This is a genomic window from Actinoplanes sp. NBC_00393 (genome assembly GCF_036053395.1).
In the GTDB taxonomy this organism is placed as follows: Bacteria; Actinomycetota; Actinomycetes; order Mycobacteriales; family Micromonosporaceae; genus Actinoplanes.
Genome location: NZ_CP107942.1, coordinates 1,959,596 through 1,978,288 on the forward strand (window position 1 = coordinate 1,959,596; position 18,693 = coordinate 1,978,288).

Sequence of the window (18,693 nt, forward strand, 5' to 3'; positions counted from 1 at the left end):
ATCGTGGGGCGGGCCAGGGGGACGTCCCGTCCTCCCGGGGGAGGACGGCAGGGTCATCCCGGGAGATGATCCGCCCGCCGTCGGCGGCCCACTACCGTCGGGCGGGTACTTCAAAAAGGAAGGGGGCGTACGCGTGCGGGGACCAAGCAGCCGGCGGCAGTGGCTTCTGACCGGCCTGTTCGCCGGGATGCTGTGGGCCGTCGTCGCGGTCGCCGAGATGACCGGGGACAAGGTGCCGGGCGGTCCGGGCGCTGGGGAGTTCAGCGCGGCGCTGGTGCTGTTCGCCTGCTTCCCGCTGGCCGCTTTCTTCCCGATCGCTGCCATGGTGCTTTCGGTGCTCGTCGTGCCGTACGCATTGATCATGGATCTGCCCGGGGTGGGTGGCTCGCAGCTGATCGCGCAGCTGGTGCTGGTCGCCCATGCGGCCTTCCGGCGACCCGCCCGGCAGACCGTGCCGGCCGCGGTGCTCGCGGTCGTCGTGCCCGCGACCGCGCTGTACATCGCCGGGGAGACCTCCTGGGAGTTCGTGTTCTTCGCGGTGCTCGGCCTGTTCGGCTGGAGTGTCGGCGCGCTGCTGCGCCGCGAGCAGTACCGGTCCGCGCAGCTCGCCGAGCTCGCCGCCCAACTGGCCACCGAGCGGGAGGCCCGGGCGCGCACCGCGGTCGACGAGGAACGCGCCCGGATCTCCCGGGAGCTGCACGACGCGGTCGCCCACACGGTCAGCGTGATGACCATGCAGGCCGGGGTGCTGCGGCGGCGGCTCTCCGACCGGCCGGTGGAGCGGGACGCCTTGGCCCAGGTCGAGGAGCTGGGCCGGCGCAGCGTCGAGGAGATCCGCCGGGTGGTCGGCCTGCTGCGCCCGGACGACAGCGACGGGCTGGGGCCGGCGCCGTCGCTGCGCCGCCTCGACGACCTGCTCGACCACGTGCGGGCGGCGGGCCTCGAGGTGGACCTGACGATCAGCGGCGATCCGGCGGAGCTGCCGGCCGCGCTGGACATGTCCGCCTACCGGGTCACCCAGGAAGCGCTGACGAATGTGCTGCGGCACGCCGAGGCGAGTAGGGCGGCCGTCGAGGTCGCGTACCGGAAGAACGAGGTGGAATTGACCGTGACCGACAATGGCCGCGGAACCGGCGCACCCACCGGAAAGGCCGGCGGTCACGGCCTGGTCGGCATGCGCGAGCGGGTCGGCCTGTTCGGCGGCCGGCTGCAGACCGGGCCGCGCGACGAGGGCGGCTACCGGGTGAACGCCACGTTCCCGCTGGAGGTGGCCCGATGATCCGGGTGCTGCTCGCCGACGACGAGGCGATCATGCGGGCCGGCCTGCGGATGCTCCTCTCCGACGAGGCGGACATGGAGGTCGTCGGCGAGGCCGCCGACGGCAACGAGGCGGTCCGGCAGGTCGAGAAACTGCAGCCCGACGTCGTCCTGATGGACGCTCGCATGCCCGGCCTGGACGGCATCGGCGCGGCCCGGCAGATAGCCGAGAAACACCCGGGGGTACGGGTACTCGTGCTCACCACCTTCGACGAGGAGGTCCTGGTCGACGGCGCCCTGCGGGCCGGAGTCGCCGGTTTCCTGCTGAAGGTGTCGCCACCCGAGCAGCTGCTCGACGCGCTGCGCGAGGTGGCGGCCGGGCGCGGACTGCTCGACCCGGCGGTGGTCCCGCGGATCATCACCCGTTACGCCGGCACCCCGCAGGCCCGGCGCCGCGACCCGGCGCTGGACCAGCTCACCCCGCGCGAGGCCGAGGTGCTGGCCCTGGTCGGGCGCGGCCTGTCGAACACCGAGATCGCCGCCGCCTTGCATCTCGGCGAGACGACGGTGAAGACCCACCTGGGCCGCGCGCTGGACAAGCTGGGCCTGCGCGATCGGGCGAAAGCCATTGCGTACGCGTACTCCAGCGGCCTGATCATCCCGGGCGAGGGGTGAGACGCGACGACCGATTCCCGCCAGACGCCCGCCGCCGGGCCGCCGACGATGAGGACATGAGTTACCGCATCGACGCCATTCCCAGCTCTGTTCTCGACGAGGTCCGCGCCAGTGGCCTCGACGCCTCGGGCAATCCCGCGGAGGGAGTCATGGCCTCCGGCGGCGAGCCGCTGCGCTGTTGTCACCGCGACGCCACGGCCGGCGAGGACCTGATCCTGTTCGGCTACGAACCGCCGCTGCCGGCCAGCCCATACCGGGAGATCGGCGCGGTCTTCACCCACGCCGCACCCTGCGCCGGGCCGCCGTCGGATTCGCGCTACCCGGCGGCGTGGCGCGGGCGGCCGCAGATCCTGCGTGCGTATGACGCCCGAGGCTGGATCCACCCGGCGACCAGGGTCGACGACGGCACCGACCCGGAGGCGGCGATCGAGGCCATCCTCGCCGATCCGGCCGTGACGCTGATCCACACCCGCAACGTCGCCTACGGCTGTTTCATGCTCGCGATCGTCCCTGATCGCTGACGCGACGCCGCGAGAGCGCATGCCCGATCGCTGACCTGGATCAGCCGCAGCACTTCCCCGTTCGCTCATCCGGCTCAGCGCGCCGGGCAAGCCTGTTCGCTGACCTGGCTCAGCGCGGCCCCGGGGAGCAGCGTGTGGCTCTACCATCGCCGGGTGCGCATCGTGTGGACCACCGATCAGGGCCCCGATCCGGCGTTGCGGCAGGTGTTCCGGGCAGCGCAGCCGTCCGCGGTTGCCGCCGCGGTCGTGGACGGCCGCGAGGTCGTGGTGACGCTGGTGGACGAGCACGAGGACTTCGACTGCGAGCTCGGCGAACTGCACTTCGAGCGGTGCCCGGAACCGGGCCTGCGGGTCTGGGACCGGGCGACCGGCACCCTGATCCGTACGGTGTCCGGCGTCTGCGACAACGGCACGGGCTATCCGGCGCTGCTGGCCGTCGTGGAGATGGACGGGCACCCGCTGGCCGTGGTCGGGGACTGGGCCCGGCCGCCGAAGCTGGTCGACCTCGCCGCCGGGCGCCGGATCGGGTCTCTCGCCGGGCATGACGACACGGTCCAGGTGCAGGGCATCGCTGTCGACGGCACTGTGGTGGTCACCGCGGGTTGGGACGGGGTTCTGCGCAGCACCGATTTGTCTACCGGCCGAACCCAGGCGATCCACACTGGCGAACGGATGAACGCGGTCGCCGTCGTGCGGATCGACGGCCGGCCGGTCGCTGTCGCGGGCCGCGACACTCTCTCGCTATGGGACGTTGCCGATGGCTCCCGGCTGGGCGTCCTCGAACCGGCCGGCGACTCGGCCATCACGGCTCTTGCCACCTGGCCAGCCGCCGGCCCCGCGGCCCACGCCGGTCCTCCGGCCGCCGGTCTTCCGGCCGCCGCTGGCCCTGGCGGCCCGCGCGCTGCCGTTGGCTCCGATGGTCCGCGCGCTGCCACTAGCGCCCGGAGCTTGTCCCCGGAAACCGGCTCCGGCGGCCTGGTCGCAGCTCGGGACACCGGCGGCGGCATCGTCGTCTGGGATATCGCCACCGGTCGGCAGCGGCGGCTGGGTATCGGCCCGCTGCGGCTACCCGGTGACATCGCCGCGGTCACCGGGCTCGGTGGCGAGCGGTTGGTCGCCGTCGACGACGGGGAGGCGATCGCGGTGTGGGACGTCGACGCCGGAACGCCGCTGCGGGCTCCACTGACCGGGCCGGTCAGCCAGGCCCGCCTCACCGCTGCCGGGCCGGGCACGTTGCTCGCCGGTTCGGCCACCGACGACATGGTGTCGGTGTGGCATCTGGGAGCCGACTCGGCTGGGGACGACAGGGTGCCGGTCTTCGAGCTCGAAGCCGACTCAGCCGCGGACGACATCGTGTCGGAGCGGCAGCTTGAAGCCGCTCCATCCGGCGGCGCGACCGACATTCGGTGTCTCGCTGTGACTCCCGATGGCTGGGTGGTGGCGGGTGGCTCCGACGGCGTGCTGCGGCGGTGGCGTGCGGCCGACGGTCAACCCGATCCCGTCGCAGCTGGAAAGCTGCCGGGCCGGGTGAACGTGGTCCGGGCCGTCGAAAACAGCGGCCGCGTTCAGCTCGTTGCGGCCGGTGGCGACCTGCACGGCGTCCAGGACGGATTGCTGCACCGGTGGGTCGACGGCCGGGCCGCGCCGCCCGTCGAGGTGGATCATCGCGGCGAGGTGAAGATCATCGTGCCGTACGGGCCGCTGCTGCTGACCGGCGGGACGGACGGGCTGATCCACGTCATCGACTTGCGAACCGGGCAGCGGCAGGCCACGATCGACAGCACCTATCCGCCGCGCGGGCTGGCAGCCGGCCGCCTGAACGGCCGGACGGTTGTCGCGATCACCGGGATGTTCGAGCCGTTCACGCTCTGGGACCTAGAGTCCGGCACGGCGATGGCGAGCCCGGCTCTCGGCGTGCAGGTCGGCGAGGCGGCACAGGCCTGGATCACCACTGCCGCCGGCCCTTCCATGGTCACCGTGCACGAGGCTCGGGTACGGGTGCACCACCTGCTGACCGGCACGACCACCGACCAGCAGGCCGACATTGCGGAGCCGGTGACCGCATTGGCCGCGACCGAGTCGGCGAAGGTGGCCATTGCGCGTACCGATTGCAGCGTGTCTGTCATCGACGTCCGGAGCGGGAAGGAGGACGGTCGGCTCACGCTGCCGTACCCCGCTGCTGCTCTTGCCTGGGCGCCCGCAGGGCGGCTGATCATCGCCTGCCGGCGCGACCTCTGGTGTGCCGAACTGCCAGCCATCTGAGTTCCCGCACGTCAGCTCGCACCGAGGCATTCGCGCGCGGCGACGGTCAGCGCGGTGACCGCGGTGCGGACGGTGGCCATGTCGGGGGCGAAGCGGGCGGTGTGATTGCCGGGGACACCGCGCAGCTTCTCCTCGGGCAACTCGCCGGGCGCCGCGTCCCAAACCGGTAGGGAAGTGGCGCCGAGGAACCAGTACGCGTACGGGATCCCGTCGGCGCCGAACCGGGGGAAGTCCTCGCTCGCCATCAGGGCCGGGTAGTCGAGGACCGAAGCCGGGCCGAACATTTCGCGGTGCGCTGCGCGTACCCGAGCCACGGTCTTCTCGTCGTTGCACAGGGTGGGAAAGTCGCCGGAGATCAGGATGCGCGGTGGCCGCGGGCAGCCGGAGGCTGCGCACTCGGCGTCGGCGATGCGGCGCACGGCCGCCAGAATCCGATCGCGTACGTGCTGCGCCTGCGTGCGTAAGTTGAGGGTGAGAACCGCCTCGTCCGGGATGACGTTCGCCCGGGTGCCGGCATGCATGCGGCCGACCGTCAGCACCGCCGGCTCGCCGGCCCCGATCTCGCGGGACACCACGGTCTGCAAGCGCGTCACCAGGTAGGCGGCGGTGACCACCGGATCCACACAGGTCTCCGGCATCGACCCGTGCCCACCCTGCCCGAAGATCCGGATCTCGACGTCGAGGGCCGCGGACATCATCAGCCCGGCGCGATGCCCCACGGTCGACACCGGCGCCGGGCCCACGTGCTGCCCGAGGATCACGTCCGGGCGCGGGAACCGCTCGAACAGCCCGTCGGCGAGCATCGCGGCCGCACCCTGCGCGGTCTCCTCACCCGGCTGCCCGACCGCGAGCAGAGTTCCGGACCATTCGGTACGCGCGCCGGCCAGCACCGCGACCGCCCCGGCCAGGCCGGTGATATGCAGGTCGTGCCCGCACGCATGCATCACGCCGGGCACAGTGCTGGCGTACGGGAGTCCGGTCTCCTCATTGATCGGCAGCGCGTCCATGTCGGCGCGCAGCATCACCGTCGGCCCGTCGCCGTTGCGCAGGATCCCTGCGACGCCGGTGCCGCCGATGCCCTCGGTGGTGTCCATGCCGGCGGCGCGCAGCTGGCCGGCGAGTTTGCTGGCGGTCCGGTGTTCCTGCATGGAGAGTTCGGGATGGGCGTGCAGGTCCCGATAGAAATTGACGAGAGTCATGTCGTTGATTCGCGCCGGGCGCCGCCGCGGATGATCCGGCGGCGCCCTCATGCGTCTCCGAGATCATCCGCGGTCGGCCTGCGCTTGCGCTTGGGTGATCATCCGCGGTCGGCCTGCGCTTGCGCTTGGGTGATCATCCGCGGTCGGCCTGCGCTTGCGCTTGGGTGATCATCCGCGGCTGGCCTGCGCTTGGGTGATCATCTACGGTCGGCCGAGCCTATGTGCCGGCGTCGTCGTCCTCTTCGGCCGCGGGCGGCCGGGGTGGCCGGCCCGCGGCTCGCAGCGCGGTGCGCAGGGCGTACTCGATCTGCGCGTTGACGCTGCGCAGGTCGTCGGCGGCCCAGCGCGCGATCGCGTCGTAGACCTGGGGGTCCAGGCGCAGCAGAAGCTTCTTGCGTTCAGGCATGAGGCACCAGCTTCTCGCGGTCAGGCACGTGGCCGGCGGCTCAGTACAGGGTTCCCGTGTTCACCACCGGCTGCGCGGCGCGGTCACCGCAGAGAACGACGAGAAGGTTCGCGACCATCTGCGCCTTCCGCTCCTCGTCCAGATCGACGACATGTTCGGCCCGGAGCTTGTCCAGCGCGCCGGACACCATCCCGACCGCGCCTTCCACGATCTTGGCGCGGGCGCCGACGATCGCCGCGGCCTGCTGCCGGGCCAGCATCGCCTGGGCGATCTCCGGCGCGTACGCGAGATGCGTGATCCGCGACTCGATGACCTCGACGCCGGCGAGCGCGACCCGCTCGCTGAGCTCGGTCGTCAGTTCGTCGCTGACCACCGCGGAGTCACGCAGGCTGGGCCGTCCGCTGTCGTGCGAGTCGTACGGGTAGCTGGTCGCCAGATGCCGCACCGCCGCCTCCGCCTGCACGGCGACATAGGCGAGGTAGTCGTCGACCGCGAAACTCGCCTTGGCAGTGTCGACGACTCGGCAGACGACCACGGCCGCGATCTCCACGGGGTTGCCGTCGGCGTCGGAGACCTTCAGCCGGTCGGTCTCGAAGTTCCGCACGCGCAGGGTGACCTTGTGCTTGGTCGTCAACGGGACGGTCCAGTGGAAGCCGGGCTCCCGGATGCTGCCGAGGTAGCGCCCGAAGAACTGGACGACCTGCGACTCGTTCGGGTCGATGACGGTCAGGCCGGTGAACACCGCGGTGGTCACCAGCAGCCAGACGGCGCCTATCCCGATCATGACCGCCGGGTTCTGCTCCGAGCCGATGATGCCGGCGACGCCGGCCAGCGTGAGCAGCAGCCAGCCGCTCAATGCCACAAAGCCCGAGGTACGGAAGACAGTACGTTCCACAACGCCTCCCCGCGTGTATCAAAGTGATATCACCAAGATACCAGGCGCGGCCAAGCGCAAGATCGCGGTGGCGGGTCCTCCGCCGGGCGGCGACCATGATCAGGTGACCAACTTCCGCGCGCAGGCCCGCCTTGTCCGTTCCGGCGGGCTCACCCCACGCGAGCGCCGCTACGCGCTGCGGGAGTGCGTCTACCACTGCGCGCCGTACGGCTTCACCGCCACATGGCAGCATCTGGTCACCTCGGCCGGCATCCCCCGCAATCCCGCGTATGACCCGGACTCGCTCACCCGGGCCATCGGCGAACTGGAAGAGGCCAGGGAGCTGGTGCTTCCCCGGATGCGCCTCCATGCCGCGGAACGTCGTCGCCTGAAGGCGGCCGGCCGGCGCTTCCCCGTCGCTCCGGACCCCTGGAATTCCTGGGGCTGGCACCGGATCGCCTACTGCCCCGATGCCGACCTGCGTCCGCCGGGCACGCTCGCGCAGGTCGTCCGCAAGGTCCTCGACGCCCACGCCGCCGGCATCGACGCCGGCGCGCAGTGCCTGGTGTGCGACACCGAGCGCCCCGAGCCCCACCTGGCCTGCCGGGTTTGCGGCGTGGCGCCCAACGGCCGCTGACGAGCGGCCCGCGGCTCGTGGCGAGCGGCCCGCGGCTCGTGGCGTGCGGCCCGCGGCTCGTGGCGTGCGGCCCGCGGCCCGCGGCCCGCGGCTCGTGGCGTGCGGAGGAGTGCTGGAGGTCGCACGCGCCCTACGGCGGTCAGCACCCCGCAGTGCGCTGACGGCTGGATCAGCTGGTGAGTCGGGTGACGGCCTCCCGCAGGTGGTCGCGCAGCGCATCGTCCTGCCAGACGTAGTCCATGAAGCCGTGGCGGATCACCCGCTCGTCTCGCTCGGCGAGATCCTGCAGGGTCGGCACCGCTGAGACCGCGCCCAGTTCGACGATCAGGTCGACCGCGTCGTGGCGGCCCGAGTCCTGGACCATGGCCAGCAAGGCCGGCGCCAGATCGTCCGCGGGCGTGCCGAGCTGCCACAGCGCACGGGCCGCGTCCAAGCGGCCCCAACCTGGGCTCGACCGGCCGTCGCCGGTGAACAGGCGTTGCAGACCGGGAATGAGCCGCGGGTCGGGGATGGCCGCGGCGAGACGGGCCGCATAGTTGTCGAACTTGCCGTCGAGGACCGCAGTAACGGTCGGCAGCGCTTCCTCCGGGTCGCCGGTGGCTCTCCAGAGGACCTCCGCGATCGCGATCCGGTCCTCGTCGGTGAGGGAAGAAGCCGAGTCGTCAACGGCCGAGCCAGCCGTAGCGGCGCCAACGAAATCAGAGCCGGCAGAAGACCCGGTCAATCGCGCCCGCAGGTGAGGGACCAAGGCGGCCACCGCGGTGCCCGCCGCGGATACGTACCGCAAATCCCAGGGGCAGACGTGCTCGCATCGGGCGTCGTGGGCCAGCACGGCGCCGACCAGCGCTTCAGCGTCGCCGGTCAGGCGCCACACCGCGTGGCCCGCCCGGATGTCTCCATCAGCGGCAAGCTCCCGCAAAGCCGGCACGGCCGGAAGCGCCGCCGAACCGATCGCCACCAGCGCGTCGGCCGCGACTCCTCGCGCCCGTGGGTAGGCGGCGACAATGTCCGGCACCGCGTCCCCGGCCGCCGGGCCCCACCGGCGCAGGAGCTGGACGAGATCGGTAGCGCGGTCGCCAGCCGCCAGCCGGGTCCGAACCACCGAAAGGACCTCCGCATCGAAGGCCGGCGGGTGCGAGGCGAACAAAGTGGCCGCGGACGGATCACGACCCTCAGCCCATATCGCCAGGGCCGGCTGCTTCCATCCAGGAGAGCCGAGCCGAACCAGGATCTCCAGCGCGGTCTCGTCGCCGTCCAAGGCGATCTCGGTGAGCCGACCGGCCAGCGCCGCCACCGGCCGCCCCGCCGCCCGGGCCGCGCCGACCGCGGCAGCCCGAACCTCGGGATCGGGATCCTCCAACAATGGGGCAAGCCGGGACATCAGCTCGACCGGCGCGGACCTGAGCAGCTCGAACCGGTGCCGGAGACCTTCGGCGGCTCCGACCCGCGCAGCCTTGAACAGGCTCTCGGCGAGCATGTCGACCAGCGCCCCGGTGCCCTCGTTGTCGAGCAGCCGTGTGACGTCAGCGGGGCATCCTCTGACCTCATCGCTCCACGGCCCCCGCCACACCTCACCCCTCTCATAGGCGGCCGCGGCTGCCGGGCTCAACGGCAATCCGGCTCGCGCCAGCACATACGCACCGGCAGCGGGAACGGGGAACGGTTCAGTCAGCGGACCCGGCGAGGGCGCTTCCTCGTACCGAGTCATGGCCAGCAGCAGTGAGGCCCGCACCGCCGGCACCGACTCCACCGCGTGGCGCGCCCGAAGGGCGGCCGCGTGCTGTGGCCCACTGTGGGCGAGCGCGAAGGCTGCACCCTCCCGAACCGCCGGATCCGGATCGCCGAGGCAGGGCAGCAGCCGCTCACTGACCGCGGAGACCGCGGCCCGGACCTCCGGCCGCACCTCGTCAGGGCTGCGTGCCGGATCGCACAGCTGCCCGAGCGTGGTCAGCAGATCGGCGCGGCCGTGCGTCTCTGGTCGCGCGGCCAGCTCGACCAGGAACGGCGCCGCGACGACCGTCGCCGGATAGACGCTGCCCTGATGCTGCAGGCTGGACCAGAACTCGAATCGCCCGTCGGCTGCCACCTGTGGATCCGCCGAGGCGATGTCGCGCAGGATGACCGGCGTCTCGGTCGCCGGCCCGTAGGCGCCCTCGAACCGCGCCCACTCGATCTCGTCCCATCCGGTGCTCACTGCGACACCGTACGAGCCCCCTCTGACACTTTCCGGGCCCGTTCACCGGTGTGACATCCATTACTATCACTACGTTACCGACCGACGACTTGGCTGGGGCGTCATGACGGAACATCACCATCACGGCCATAATCCGCTCTCCCGCCGTTCCCTGATCGCCGGAAGCGGCGGCCTGCTCATGCTGGCCGCGGCGCCCGGCAGCGCCTGGGCGCAGACCGCCGGCGTCGCCACGAACGGGAGCCCGGTCCGTGCGACCGGCGCCGCCCGGGCGTCGGCGATCAGCCAGGGCACCAGTCTGGTCCACGCGGACCTGCACAACCACACCCTGATGTCGGACGGCGACGGCGACCCGGCGCTGGCGTTCGAGTCGATGCGCTCGGCGGGCCTGGACGTGGCCGCCCTCACCGACCACGCCACGCTGCTCTCGATCAACGGGTTGTCCCGCAGCGAGTGGGACCGCACCGGCCAGCTCGCGGACGCCGCCAACCAGCCCGGTGTCTACACCGCGCTGCGCGGTTTCGAGTGGTCGCATCCGCTGCTCGGGCACGTGAACGTCTGGTACACCGGCAGCTTCACCGATCTGGGCGGCTCCAGCAGCATGTCCAGGCTGTACGACTGGCTGTCCCGGACCGGCGGCATCGGCGGGTTCAACCATCCGGGCCGTGAGCTGCTGCGGTTCAACAACTTCGCGTACAACGCGGCGCTGCGCGAGCAGATGGTCGGGCTGGAGATGTTCAATCGCGGCGACGACTACCTGTTCGACGGGTGGTCGAGCGGGCAGAGCTCGCCGCTGAACGCCTGCCTCAACGCCGGCTGGCGGACCGGGCTGACCGGCGTCACCGACGAGCACGGCACGGAGTGGGGCTACCCGGAGGGCAAGGGGCGCACGGGTGTCTGGGCGGTCGAGAACACCCGCAACGGGGTGCTCGCTGCCCTGCGGGACCGGCGATTCTTCGCCACCCGGGTGAGTGGCCTGCGTCTGGATGCGACTGCTTCGGGCGTACGGATGGGTGGCAGTCTGCCCTTTGCCTCGGGTGACGTCCGCTTCGTGGTGGACCTGGACCGTGGCCCGGAATGGGCCGGCAAGCCGTTGAAGATCCAGGTGCTGCGTCCGGGAAGTACCGCGCCCACGGTGGTCGACGTGATCGACACGACGGCCGGCCGGATCACCGAGTTCACCGTGCCGCTGAACCTGGCGGACGGCTCGTGGGTGGTGCTGCGCGTGTCCGATCCGGCCCAGGCGAACGCGTCGCCCGGCCCGGCCGGTCATCCGTGCAACGACTGGGGCGTGGCGTACTCCAGCCCCTGGTGGCTCACCGCCTGACGTACCTCCTGAGGGGTAGCCGCATCACCTCCCTGGGAGGGATGCGGCTGCTCTCCGCGGTGCGGGATCGTTCCGGTATGACTTCATCGACAGCGATTGTGACCGGCGCGACCAGCGGCCTCGGGGTGCAGGTGTCGCGCGTTCTCGCCACCAGCGGCACCAAGGTGATCATGGCTTGCCGCGATCCGGTCCGGGGCCGTGCGGTCGCGGCCACGATCGACGGTGACACCGAGGTGCGCGCTCTCGATCTGGCCGATCTGGCGTCGGTGCGCGCGTTCGCCGACGCACTTCCCGGCCCGGTCGACGTTCTGGTGAACAACGCCGGGGTGATGGGAGTGCCGTTCAGCCTGACCGCCGACGGTTTCGAGGCGCACATCGGCACCAACCATCTCGGGCCGTTCGCGCTGACCGGCCTGCTGATCGACCGTATCCGGGGCCGGGTCGTCACGGTCACCAGTGGCCTGCACGTGCTCGGCCGCATCTCCACCGATCTGAACTGGGAGTCGCGCCGCTATCAGCGCTGGCTCGCCTACGCCCAGTCCAAGCTGGCCAACCTGCTCTTCGCCTACGAGCTGCAGCGCCGCCTGGCTGCTCCGGTGCGCTCGATCGCGGCCCACCCCGGCGTCACCGCCACCGAGGGCCAGCGCCGGGACACCTCTCTGCAGGGCAAGATCCTGGCGGGCGGCCGGGCACAGCCGGTCCAGATGGGCGCACTTCCGATTTTGTACGCGGTGACTGCGCCAGACGTCCCCGGCGGCGCCTGCGTCGGCCCGGACGGCTTCCTGCAGCGCCAGGGCAACCCGAAGCTGGTCCGCTCGAGCCGTCGTTCCCGCGACCCGGTCCTGGCCGCCGCACTCTGGGAGCAGTCCGAGCACCTCACCGGCGTCCGATACCCGCGGCCTGCGGGAGCTGCCGTTCAGCCCAGGGCCGGCCGGTCCCGGCGGAGGTTTTCGCTGCTCCAGCGGTGAGCAGCACGGACCTCGTCCGCGGCGCCCAGATCGCGCAGCCGGATCATCGCCGGGTCGCCGGCGTCCGCGCCGGCGAGGATGCCACGCCAGCAGCGGTCCTGCCACCAGGCGATGGTCTCCAGCAGCGGCTCGCCGGGCGGCAGACCGTAGGCATCGGCTACCACCCGGACGAGTCGTAGTGCCTCGCCGGGGTCGGTGATCGCCGGGCCGAGCCCGATGTACTGCCAGCACACGTGCGCGACGTCATGAACGCGCGGGCCCGGGCTCGCGATGTCCCAGTCGATCAGCGCGACCGGCATCCCGGCACGGTAGACGGTGTTCTTCGGCGACAGATCGTTGTGGCAGACCACGTCCTGACCGCCGGCGAGTGGGGTGCCGGCGGTGAGGTCGTGGAATTCGCGAACCAGGCGCGCGACGGCGGCCAGGCTCGCCGGCGAACGGACGTACTCCGGTGGTGGGCCGCCCTGCCAAGGCACGTCACCCTCGACGAAGGTCAGCACGTCCCGGCCGTCGGTGTCGGTGCCCAGGTGGCGGGGCGCGCCGGCCCAGCCGTGAGCTTCGAAGTGGCGGAGCAGGCCGCGCACGAACGCGGGGTCGGCCGGGGGAGTCTTGCGGACGGTGTCCCCGACCCGGACGGCGTCCGCTATGAAACCGCCTCGGAGCGGCTCCGGGTTCGCCATGTCTGCTCCTGCCTCACGGTGAGCGCGGCCAGTGCGGCGCTGATCCACAGTACGCCGGAGGCCGGCACGCCGTTCGTAAAGCTGTTTCGGACGTGTTGAGAGTACATCGCAGACGGTCAACATGGACCAGCATGCCAGCAGCGAAAACGAATCTGTTGACAGGGCCGTTGCTCGCTGCCACGATGCCGAAAAGGTTTTCGTCGAACGTGCTTCGTCGCGCCTGCCGGGGATTCCACCGTCCGCGGCGGGTCCACCGTCCGAAGGAAGGCGTCCGCTCGTGACAACGCCAGCCGTACCGAAATCCCGCAGAACCCGGAGCGTGGCCGCCGTCCTGGCCGGGCTCCTGCTGATCGGCGTCGCCCCGCTCTCCGCCGAGGCGGCGCCGAACGCGGACACCCCGTACCCCGTCTTCAAGGGCGACGCGACCCCGGTGCCCGACGACCGCACCGGATTCCATGCCCGCAACCAGCTGCAGGCCGTTTTCGACGCCGATGTGGCCGCCGGCGCGGGCAGCGACTCCGATCAGGACTTCTGGATCGACCGGATGCTGGCCCGCACCGGCAACCAGCCGGGCGGGTCCAACGGGGACGCCAACCAGTACCTGTTCAGCCGCGGCCGGGCCGTGTTCATGAAGACCCACCAGCCCGGCGTGCTCGGTTTCGGCGGCGAGATCGCCTATGTCGACACGATCGGGGGTGGGCAGGGCGCGTACACGATCACCGCCTCGGTCGGCGGCGCGGACGTGGCGCTCACCGAGGACGCCGCCCAGCGCAAGCAGACCCCCAGTTACTGGCGCGGCGTGTTCGCCAGCGCGGCCGCCGGGCTGCGGGTGGTGCAGACCAAGTTCATCACCGACGCCGACGTGGCGGTCACGACCCTGGAGCTGACCAGTACGAACGGGACAGCGAAGGACGTCACGCTGACCGCGAGCTCGCCGTTCGCGCGTACCGTCGAGGATGCCGGCGGCGAACTGACCGGCGCGACCCGCGCCTACAACAAGCTGACCAACCTGTTCCCGCGCTTCTCCGGTGACGGCTTCACGCCGGCCGAAGGCACGCTGCGGCAGACCGTGTCCGTTCCCGCGACCGGGCCGGTGCGCACCAAGGTGCAGCTCGGCTTCGTGGCGAAGGAGGTCCCGGCGTCAGCCGCCGAGTACGAGAAGTACCGCGGCCTGGCCCCGGCGGCGTCGTTCACCGATCACGTGACCGCCTACAACCGCTGGTGGGCGCAGAACGTGCCCTACCTGGACACCCCCGAGGACAACATCGACAAGACGTTGTTCTACCGCTGGTGGCTGATGCGGTACAACTTCCTCGACGCCGACATCCCGGGCAACGACTACCAGTTCCCGACCTCGATGGAGGGTGTGCTCGGGTACAACAACGCGATCGTTCTCACCGTCGGCATGTTCGTCGACGACCTCAAGTACTTCCGGGACCCGGTGTACTCGTACGGGCCGTGGGTGTCGGCGGGGGAGACCGCGAAGAGCTCGAAGTACGTGGACAACCCGGGTGACCCGGCGAACTGGTCGAACAGCTACACCCAGTACATCTCCGAGGCGGCCTGGCGCTCCTACCAGCTGCACGGCGGGCCGAAGGCGATCGCGAAGAACCTGGCCGAGTACGCGGAGAACGACGTCAAGGGGCTGCAGGAGGCGTACGACTTCGACGGCAACGGGCTGATCGAGTACAACTGGGGCGCGATGACCGGCAACGATGCCGACGCGGTGTCGTTCCACTGGAAGCCGGGCTACCTGGACCGCACCGAGAACGCGTACCTCTACTCCAACGCGCTGGCCTCGGCGAACGCTTACCGGGTCGCGGGCAACACCGCGAAGGCCGCCGAGATGGAGGCCTTCGCCGAGCAGATCAAGGCCGCGGTACTGGAACATCTCTGGAACCCGGACCGCAAGCTGCTCGAGCACCGGCACGTCGCCACCGACGAGTTCGTGCCGTGGAAGGAGATCAACAACTATTACCCGTTCTCGGTCGGGCTGATGCCGAACACCGCCGAGTACCGGGAGGCGCTGCGGCTGTTCGCCGACGACGAGCAGTACCCGATCTTCCCGTTCACCACGGCGAACCAGGCCGACAAGAAGGCCGCCGCCGAGGCCGGCGAGCCCGGCAGCAACAACTTCTCGGTGATCAACTCGACGGTGACGTTCCGGATGCTGTCGTCGGTGCTGCGCAACTACCCGACCGACTACCTCAACGCGGAGTGGTACAAGAAGCTGCTCTACTGGAACGCCTGGGCGCACTACCAGAACAACGGCGACAACCGGTATCCGGACCAGAACGAGTTCTGGGCCGACGGTTCGGCGGCGAACCAGAGCATCGGCTACCGCTCATGGATCCACCACACCATCCTGGGCGCCACCAACTTCACCGTCATCGAGGACGCGATGGGCCTGCGGCCGCGCGATGACGCGAAGATCGAGCTGGACCCGATCGACATCGGCTGGGACCACTTCACGGCCAACAACATCCGCTACCGCGACCGGGACCTGACCGTGGTCTGGGACGCGCCCGGCGGCCCCGACCACTACGACACGGCACCCGACGGCTACTCGGTCTACCTGGACGGCGAGCTCGCTTTCACCGCCGACAAGCTGGGCAAACTCGTCTACGACCCGGCCACGGGTGCGGTCACGGCGGCACCCGGGATCACGGTGACCAACGCGGCGCAGAAAAGCGTGAAAGCGCCGCAGGACGTCACCTTCCCGGCCGGCGCACGCATCGTCGACGTGATGGCCAAGGCGGGCGCCGACATCGCCCCGGCCAGCACCGGCTCGGCCAACCTGGCCGCCGGGCGGCCGGTCACCGCGAGCTTCGCGGCTTCCGGCCGGGGTGCCGCGGGCGCGGTCGACGGCACCACGATCAACGAACCCTTCTGGGGTACGGCCGGATCACCCGATTCCTCCGACTCGGTGACCGTCGACCTCGAAGCCTCGAAGAAGGTCGACGACGTGCGGGTGTACTTTTACAACACCTCCACGACGGCGACCGTCCCCGGCTACGCGCCACCCGCCCAGTTCCTGGTCGAGTACGACAACGGCGACGGCTGGAAACGCGTTCCCGGCCAGCACCGGTTCCCGGCGTATCCGCAGGGCAACCTGAATCGGGTCCGTTTCGACCCGGTCACCGCTTCGCGGTTGCGGATCACCGTGCAGCACAGCCCCGGCGCGAAGACCGGCATCAAGGAGATCCAGGCCTTCGACACCGGCGTCGCCGCCCCCGACCCGGTGAACGCGCCGCCGCTCGCCGACGCGTGGCTGGACTCCAGCTACAGCCAGGCCGGATCGGTACGCCTGATCGGCCTGGCCCAGGACGACGGCAACCCCGGCGACCCGGTGACCGCCCGCTGGTCGGTCGTCGACGCGCCGGACGGCGGCTCGGTCGCCTTCGACCCGGCCGACGCGCCCACCACGGTCGCCCGGTTCACCCTGTCCGGCCGGTACACGCTGCGGCTCACCGTCGGCGACTCCACCAAGGATGTGGTGGTCAACGCGACCGCCCTGTCCGAGGGCGAGATCAACGTCGCCTCGACAGCGACCGCCTCGGCGAGCTTCTCCGCGGGCTGGAACAACGTGAACGCCGTCAACGACGGCAAGCCGGCGTTCTTCACCGGCGGCGCGCAGACCGACCTGTGGGGCACCTGGACCGGCAGTGAACCGGCCACCCGCTGGCTGCAGTACGACTTCCCGTCCGCGGTACGGGTGGACCGCGCCTCGATCGACTTCTGGTCGGACAGCACCACCGGGGGCAGCGGTGTCGCGGTGCCGCCGTCCTGGAAGGTGCAGTACTGGGACGGGACGGCGTGGCAGGACGTGACCGGGGCGGTCGGGTTCAATCCGACCGTGCGCGGGAGCACGAACGAGGTGTCCTTCGACCCGGTCACCACCACCCGGCTGCGGGCCACGTTCAACGCGCTGCCGAATGCGGCGGGTACGGCTTACTCGGCGGTCGGCGTCTCCGAATGGCGGGTGTTCGCCGCGGCGGCCTCGTCGATCCAGCCGGTCGACGTGCGTACCCAGGTCGGTGTGCTGCCGGCGCTGCCCGCGACGGTCGAGGTGACCTACGCCGACGGCACCCGGCTGCCGGTCGCGGTCGCCTGGGGAGCGATCGACCCGGACGACGTGGCGGAGGTCGGCGACTTCACGGTCTCCGGTTTCGTCGCCGGCACCACGCTGACCGCCCGCGCCCACGTGTGGGTGCGCGGCAGCGCGCCGGTGCAGATCAACACGATCGACCCGGTGGCGGTCAGCACTCGGGTGGGTGTCGCGCCGACCCTGCCGCCCGGGGTGACCGTCGAGTACAACGACGGGTCGCGGCAGAGCGGCATCGCGGTCACCTGGGATCCGGTCGATCCCGCGAAGTACGCCGCGGAGGGCACCTTCGAGGTGCGCGGGCAGGTCGCCGGGACGGACAAGACGGCCACCGCGACGGTGACCGTGGGTGCGGGCGGCCCGGAGGACACCGTGCCACCGGTCACCACCCTGACCGCGTCCCCGGCGGACCCGTGGACGTCGCAGAACGTCACCGTCACCGCGGCCGCCACCGACAACCGCGACGAATCACCGAGGATCGAGGTGTCCACCGGCGACGAGTGGACCGACTACACCGCTCCCGTCCCGGTCACCGCGGAAGGCGAGACGGTGATCCGGGCGCGGGCCACCGACGACGCGGGCAACGTCTCGGCGGTGACGACCTACACCGTCGGCATCGACCGGACCGCGCCCACGGCGAAGGCCACGTTCGCCGCGGCCGAGCGCACGGTCACGATCACCGGGACGGACGCGCTCTCCGGCATCGGCGCGGTGCAGTACAGGCTGCCCGGCGGCGAGTGGACGACAGCGCACGGCGCGGTGCCGATCGGGTCGGCGGCCACCACGGTCGAGTACCGCTCGGTGGATAGGGCCGGCAACACCTCGACGGTCGGCTCACTGGACATCGACGCTGGTCAGGCGCCGGTGAACGTCGCGCGGACCGGCACCGCGTCGGCGTCCTACACGCCGGGCTGGCTCACCGCCGACAACATCGCCGACGGGGTGACGCCGACCGGGCCGGTCGGGCCGAACACCGACGTGTGGAACACCTGGCCGCAGGTCGGTGAGCAGTGGATCCAGCTGGACTGGGCGGCGCCGGTGACGGTCGACCGGACCCGGATCTGGTTCAGCGAGGACCTCGACGAGTCGGGGGCCGGGGTGGCGCCGCCTCGCGTCTGGAAGCTGCAGTACCGGGACGGCACCGAGTGGAAGGACGTCGGCTCACCCAGCGCCTACGGCACGTCGGCGACCGGGTGGAACACGGTGACCTTCACGAAGGTCACCACCACCGGACTGCGGGCGCTGCTCACGGCCAGCGGTGCGGAGGAGGGCAAGGGCGCGCCCGGCGTGCAGGAGTGGGAGGTCTACGACGTACCCGCAGCGCCGAGCACGGTCGAGGTGCAGGCGAAGTCGCAGTGCACCGCCGGCCGGGCGTATGTCGCGGTGACCGCGAAGAACATCGGCACGGAGCCGGCGACGGTCGAGTTGATCACCGCATACGGCAGCCGGACCGTCGCCGGGGTCGCCCCCGGAAAGTCCGCCTACCAGGCCTTCAACAGCCGCGCGGCGTCGATTCCGGCCGGCCAGGCCACGGTCAAGGCGGGTGGCGCCGAGATCAGGGCGCCCTACGCCGCCATCAGCTGCGGATAAC

At 71.1% G+C, this 18,693-nt stretch carries 13 protein-coding genes; 8 read left to right on the forward strand and 5 right to left on the reverse strand.

Features of this window, described 5'->3' with window-relative positions; translation table 11 throughout:
* The first annotated feature begins 133 nt into the window (after positions 1-133).
* The 4 genes from OHA21_RS08950 (at position 134) to OHA21_RS08965 (ending at position 4,715) form a co-directional block, all read left to right on the forward strand.
* The gene (locus tag OHA21_RS08950; RefSeq protein ID WP_328472096.1) at positions 134-1,279 is read left to right on the forward strand and encodes a sensor histidine kinase; all 1,146 of its coding nucleotides are present in this window, start codon (positions 134-136) and stop codon (positions 1,277-1,279) included.
* Positions 1,276-1,932, forward strand: a complete 657-nt coding sequence (locus OHA21_RS08955; protein ID WP_328472098.1) for a response regulator transcription factor — start codon at positions 1,276-1,278, stop codon at positions 1,930-1,932. Before OHA21_RS08950 ends, OHA21_RS08955 begins: the two co-directional genes overlap by 4 nt.
* 56 nt (positions 1,933-1,988) lie before the next feature.
* The gene (locus OHA21_RS08960) at positions 1,989-2,453 is read left to right on the forward strand and encodes a DUF1203 domain-containing protein (RefSeq protein WP_328472100.1); all 465 of its coding nucleotides are present in this window, start codon (positions 1,989-1,991) and stop codon (positions 2,451-2,453) included.
* Between the two features lie 153 nt (positions 2,454-2,606).
* On the forward strand, positions 2,607-4,715 hold the full coding sequence (locus tag OHA21_RS08965) for a WD40 repeat domain-containing protein (protein ID WP_328472102.1): 2,109 nt from the start codon (positions 2,607-2,609) through the stop codon (positions 4,713-4,715).
* Between the two features lie 11 nt (positions 4,716-4,726).
* Here OHA21_RS08965 and OHA21_RS08970 read toward each other — a convergent pair whose 3' ends face one another.
* From OHA21_RS08970 to OHA21_RS08980, 3 genes are all read right to left on the reverse strand, one after another.
* On the reverse strand, positions 4,727-5,914 hold the full coding sequence (locus tag OHA21_RS08970) for an amidohydrolase (RefSeq protein WP_328472104.1): 1,188 nt from the start codon (positions 5,912-5,914) through the stop codon (positions 4,727-4,729).
* Between the two features lie 217 nt (positions 5,915-6,131).
* Positions 6,132-6,320, reverse strand: a complete 189-nt coding sequence (locus OHA21_RS08975) for a hypothetical protein (protein WP_328472106.1) — start codon at positions 6,318-6,320, stop codon at positions 6,132-6,134.
* A 40-nt stretch (positions 6,321-6,360) separates the two neighbouring features.
* Positions 6,361-7,215, reverse strand: a complete 855-nt coding sequence (locus OHA21_RS08980; RefSeq protein WP_328472108.1) for an SPFH domain-containing protein — start codon at positions 7,213-7,215, stop codon at positions 6,361-6,363.
* A 103-nt stretch (positions 7,216-7,318) separates the two neighbouring features.
* Between OHA21_RS08980 and OHA21_RS08985 the strand changes: the two genes are divergently transcribed.
* A complete protein-coding gene (locus OHA21_RS08985; RefSeq protein ID WP_328472110.1) occupies positions 7,319-7,831 on the forward strand; it encodes a hypothetical protein in 513 nt (170 codons plus the stop codon).
* Positions 7,832-8,000: 169 nt separating this feature from the next.
* Here OHA21_RS08985 and OHA21_RS08990 read toward each other — a convergent pair whose 3' ends face one another.
* Positions 8,001-10,025 carry a hypothetical protein gene (locus tag OHA21_RS08990; RefSeq protein WP_328472112.1) on the reverse strand — a complete coding sequence of 675 codons (2,025 nt, stop codon included), beginning with the start codon at positions 10,023-10,025 and terminating at the stop codon, positions 8,001-8,003.
* 103 nt (positions 10,026-10,128) lie between these two features.
* Here OHA21_RS08990 and OHA21_RS08995 point away from each other — a divergent pair, with 103 nt between their 5' ends.
* Together OHA21_RS08995 and OHA21_RS09000 are read left to right on the forward strand one after the other, a co-directional pair.
* Positions 10,129-11,349 (forward strand): CehA/McbA family metallohydrolase, encoded by a 1,221-nt coding sequence (locus OHA21_RS08995; RefSeq protein WP_328472114.1) that lies wholly within the window; start codon positions 10,129-10,131, stop codon positions 11,347-11,349.
* Positions 11,350-11,426: 77 nt separating this feature from the next.
* Entirely contained in the window at positions 11,427-12,317 is an 891-nt protein-coding gene (locus OHA21_RS09000; RefSeq protein WP_328472116.1) for an oxidoreductase, read from the forward strand.
* Here OHA21_RS09000 and OHA21_RS09005 read toward each other — a convergent pair.
* On the reverse strand, positions 12,266-12,997 hold the full coding sequence (locus tag OHA21_RS09005; RefSeq protein WP_328472118.1) for a phosphotransferase: 732 nt from the start codon (positions 12,995-12,997) through the stop codon (positions 12,266-12,268). The genes OHA21_RS09000 and OHA21_RS09005 overlap by 52 nt on opposite strands.
* A gap of 319 nt (positions 12,998-13,316) precedes the next feature.
* Here OHA21_RS09005 and OHA21_RS09010 point away from each other — a divergent pair, with 319 nt between their 5' ends.
* Positions 13,317-18,692, forward strand: a complete 5,376-nt coding sequence (locus tag OHA21_RS09010) for an Ig-like domain-containing protein (protein WP_328472120.1) — start codon at positions 13,317-13,319, stop codon at positions 18,690-18,692.
* The last annotated feature ends 1 nt before the right edge of the window (position 18,693 follow it).

Coding starts and splice junctions, on each gene's coding strand:
- OHA21_RS08955 (WP_328472098.1), top strand. CDS start 1,276: ATGATCCGGGTGCTGCTCGCCGACGACGAGGCGATCATGCGGGCCGGC.
- OHA21_RS08960 (WP_328472100.1), top strand. CDS start 1,989: ATGAGTTACCGCATCGACGCCATTCCCAGCTCTGTTCTCGACGAGGTC.
- OHA21_RS08970 (WP_328472104.1), bottom strand. CDS start 5,914: ATGACTCTCGTCAATTTCTATCGGGACCTGCACGCCCATCCCGAACTC.
- OHA21_RS08975 (WP_328472106.1), bottom strand. CDS start 6,320: ATGCCTGAACGCAAGAAGCTTCTGCTGCGCCTGGACCCCCAGGTCTAC.
- OHA21_RS08995 (WP_328472114.1), top strand. CDS start 10,129: ATGACGGAACATCACCATCACGGCCATAATCCGCTCTCCCGCCGTTCC.
- OHA21_RS09000 (WP_328472116.1), top strand. CDS start 11,427: ATGACTTCATCGACAGCGATTGTGACCGGCGCGACCAGCGGCCTCGGG.
- OHA21_RS09005 (WP_328472118.1), bottom strand. CDS start 12,997: ATGGCGAACCCGGAGCCGCTCCGAGGCGGTTTCATAGCGGACGCCGTC.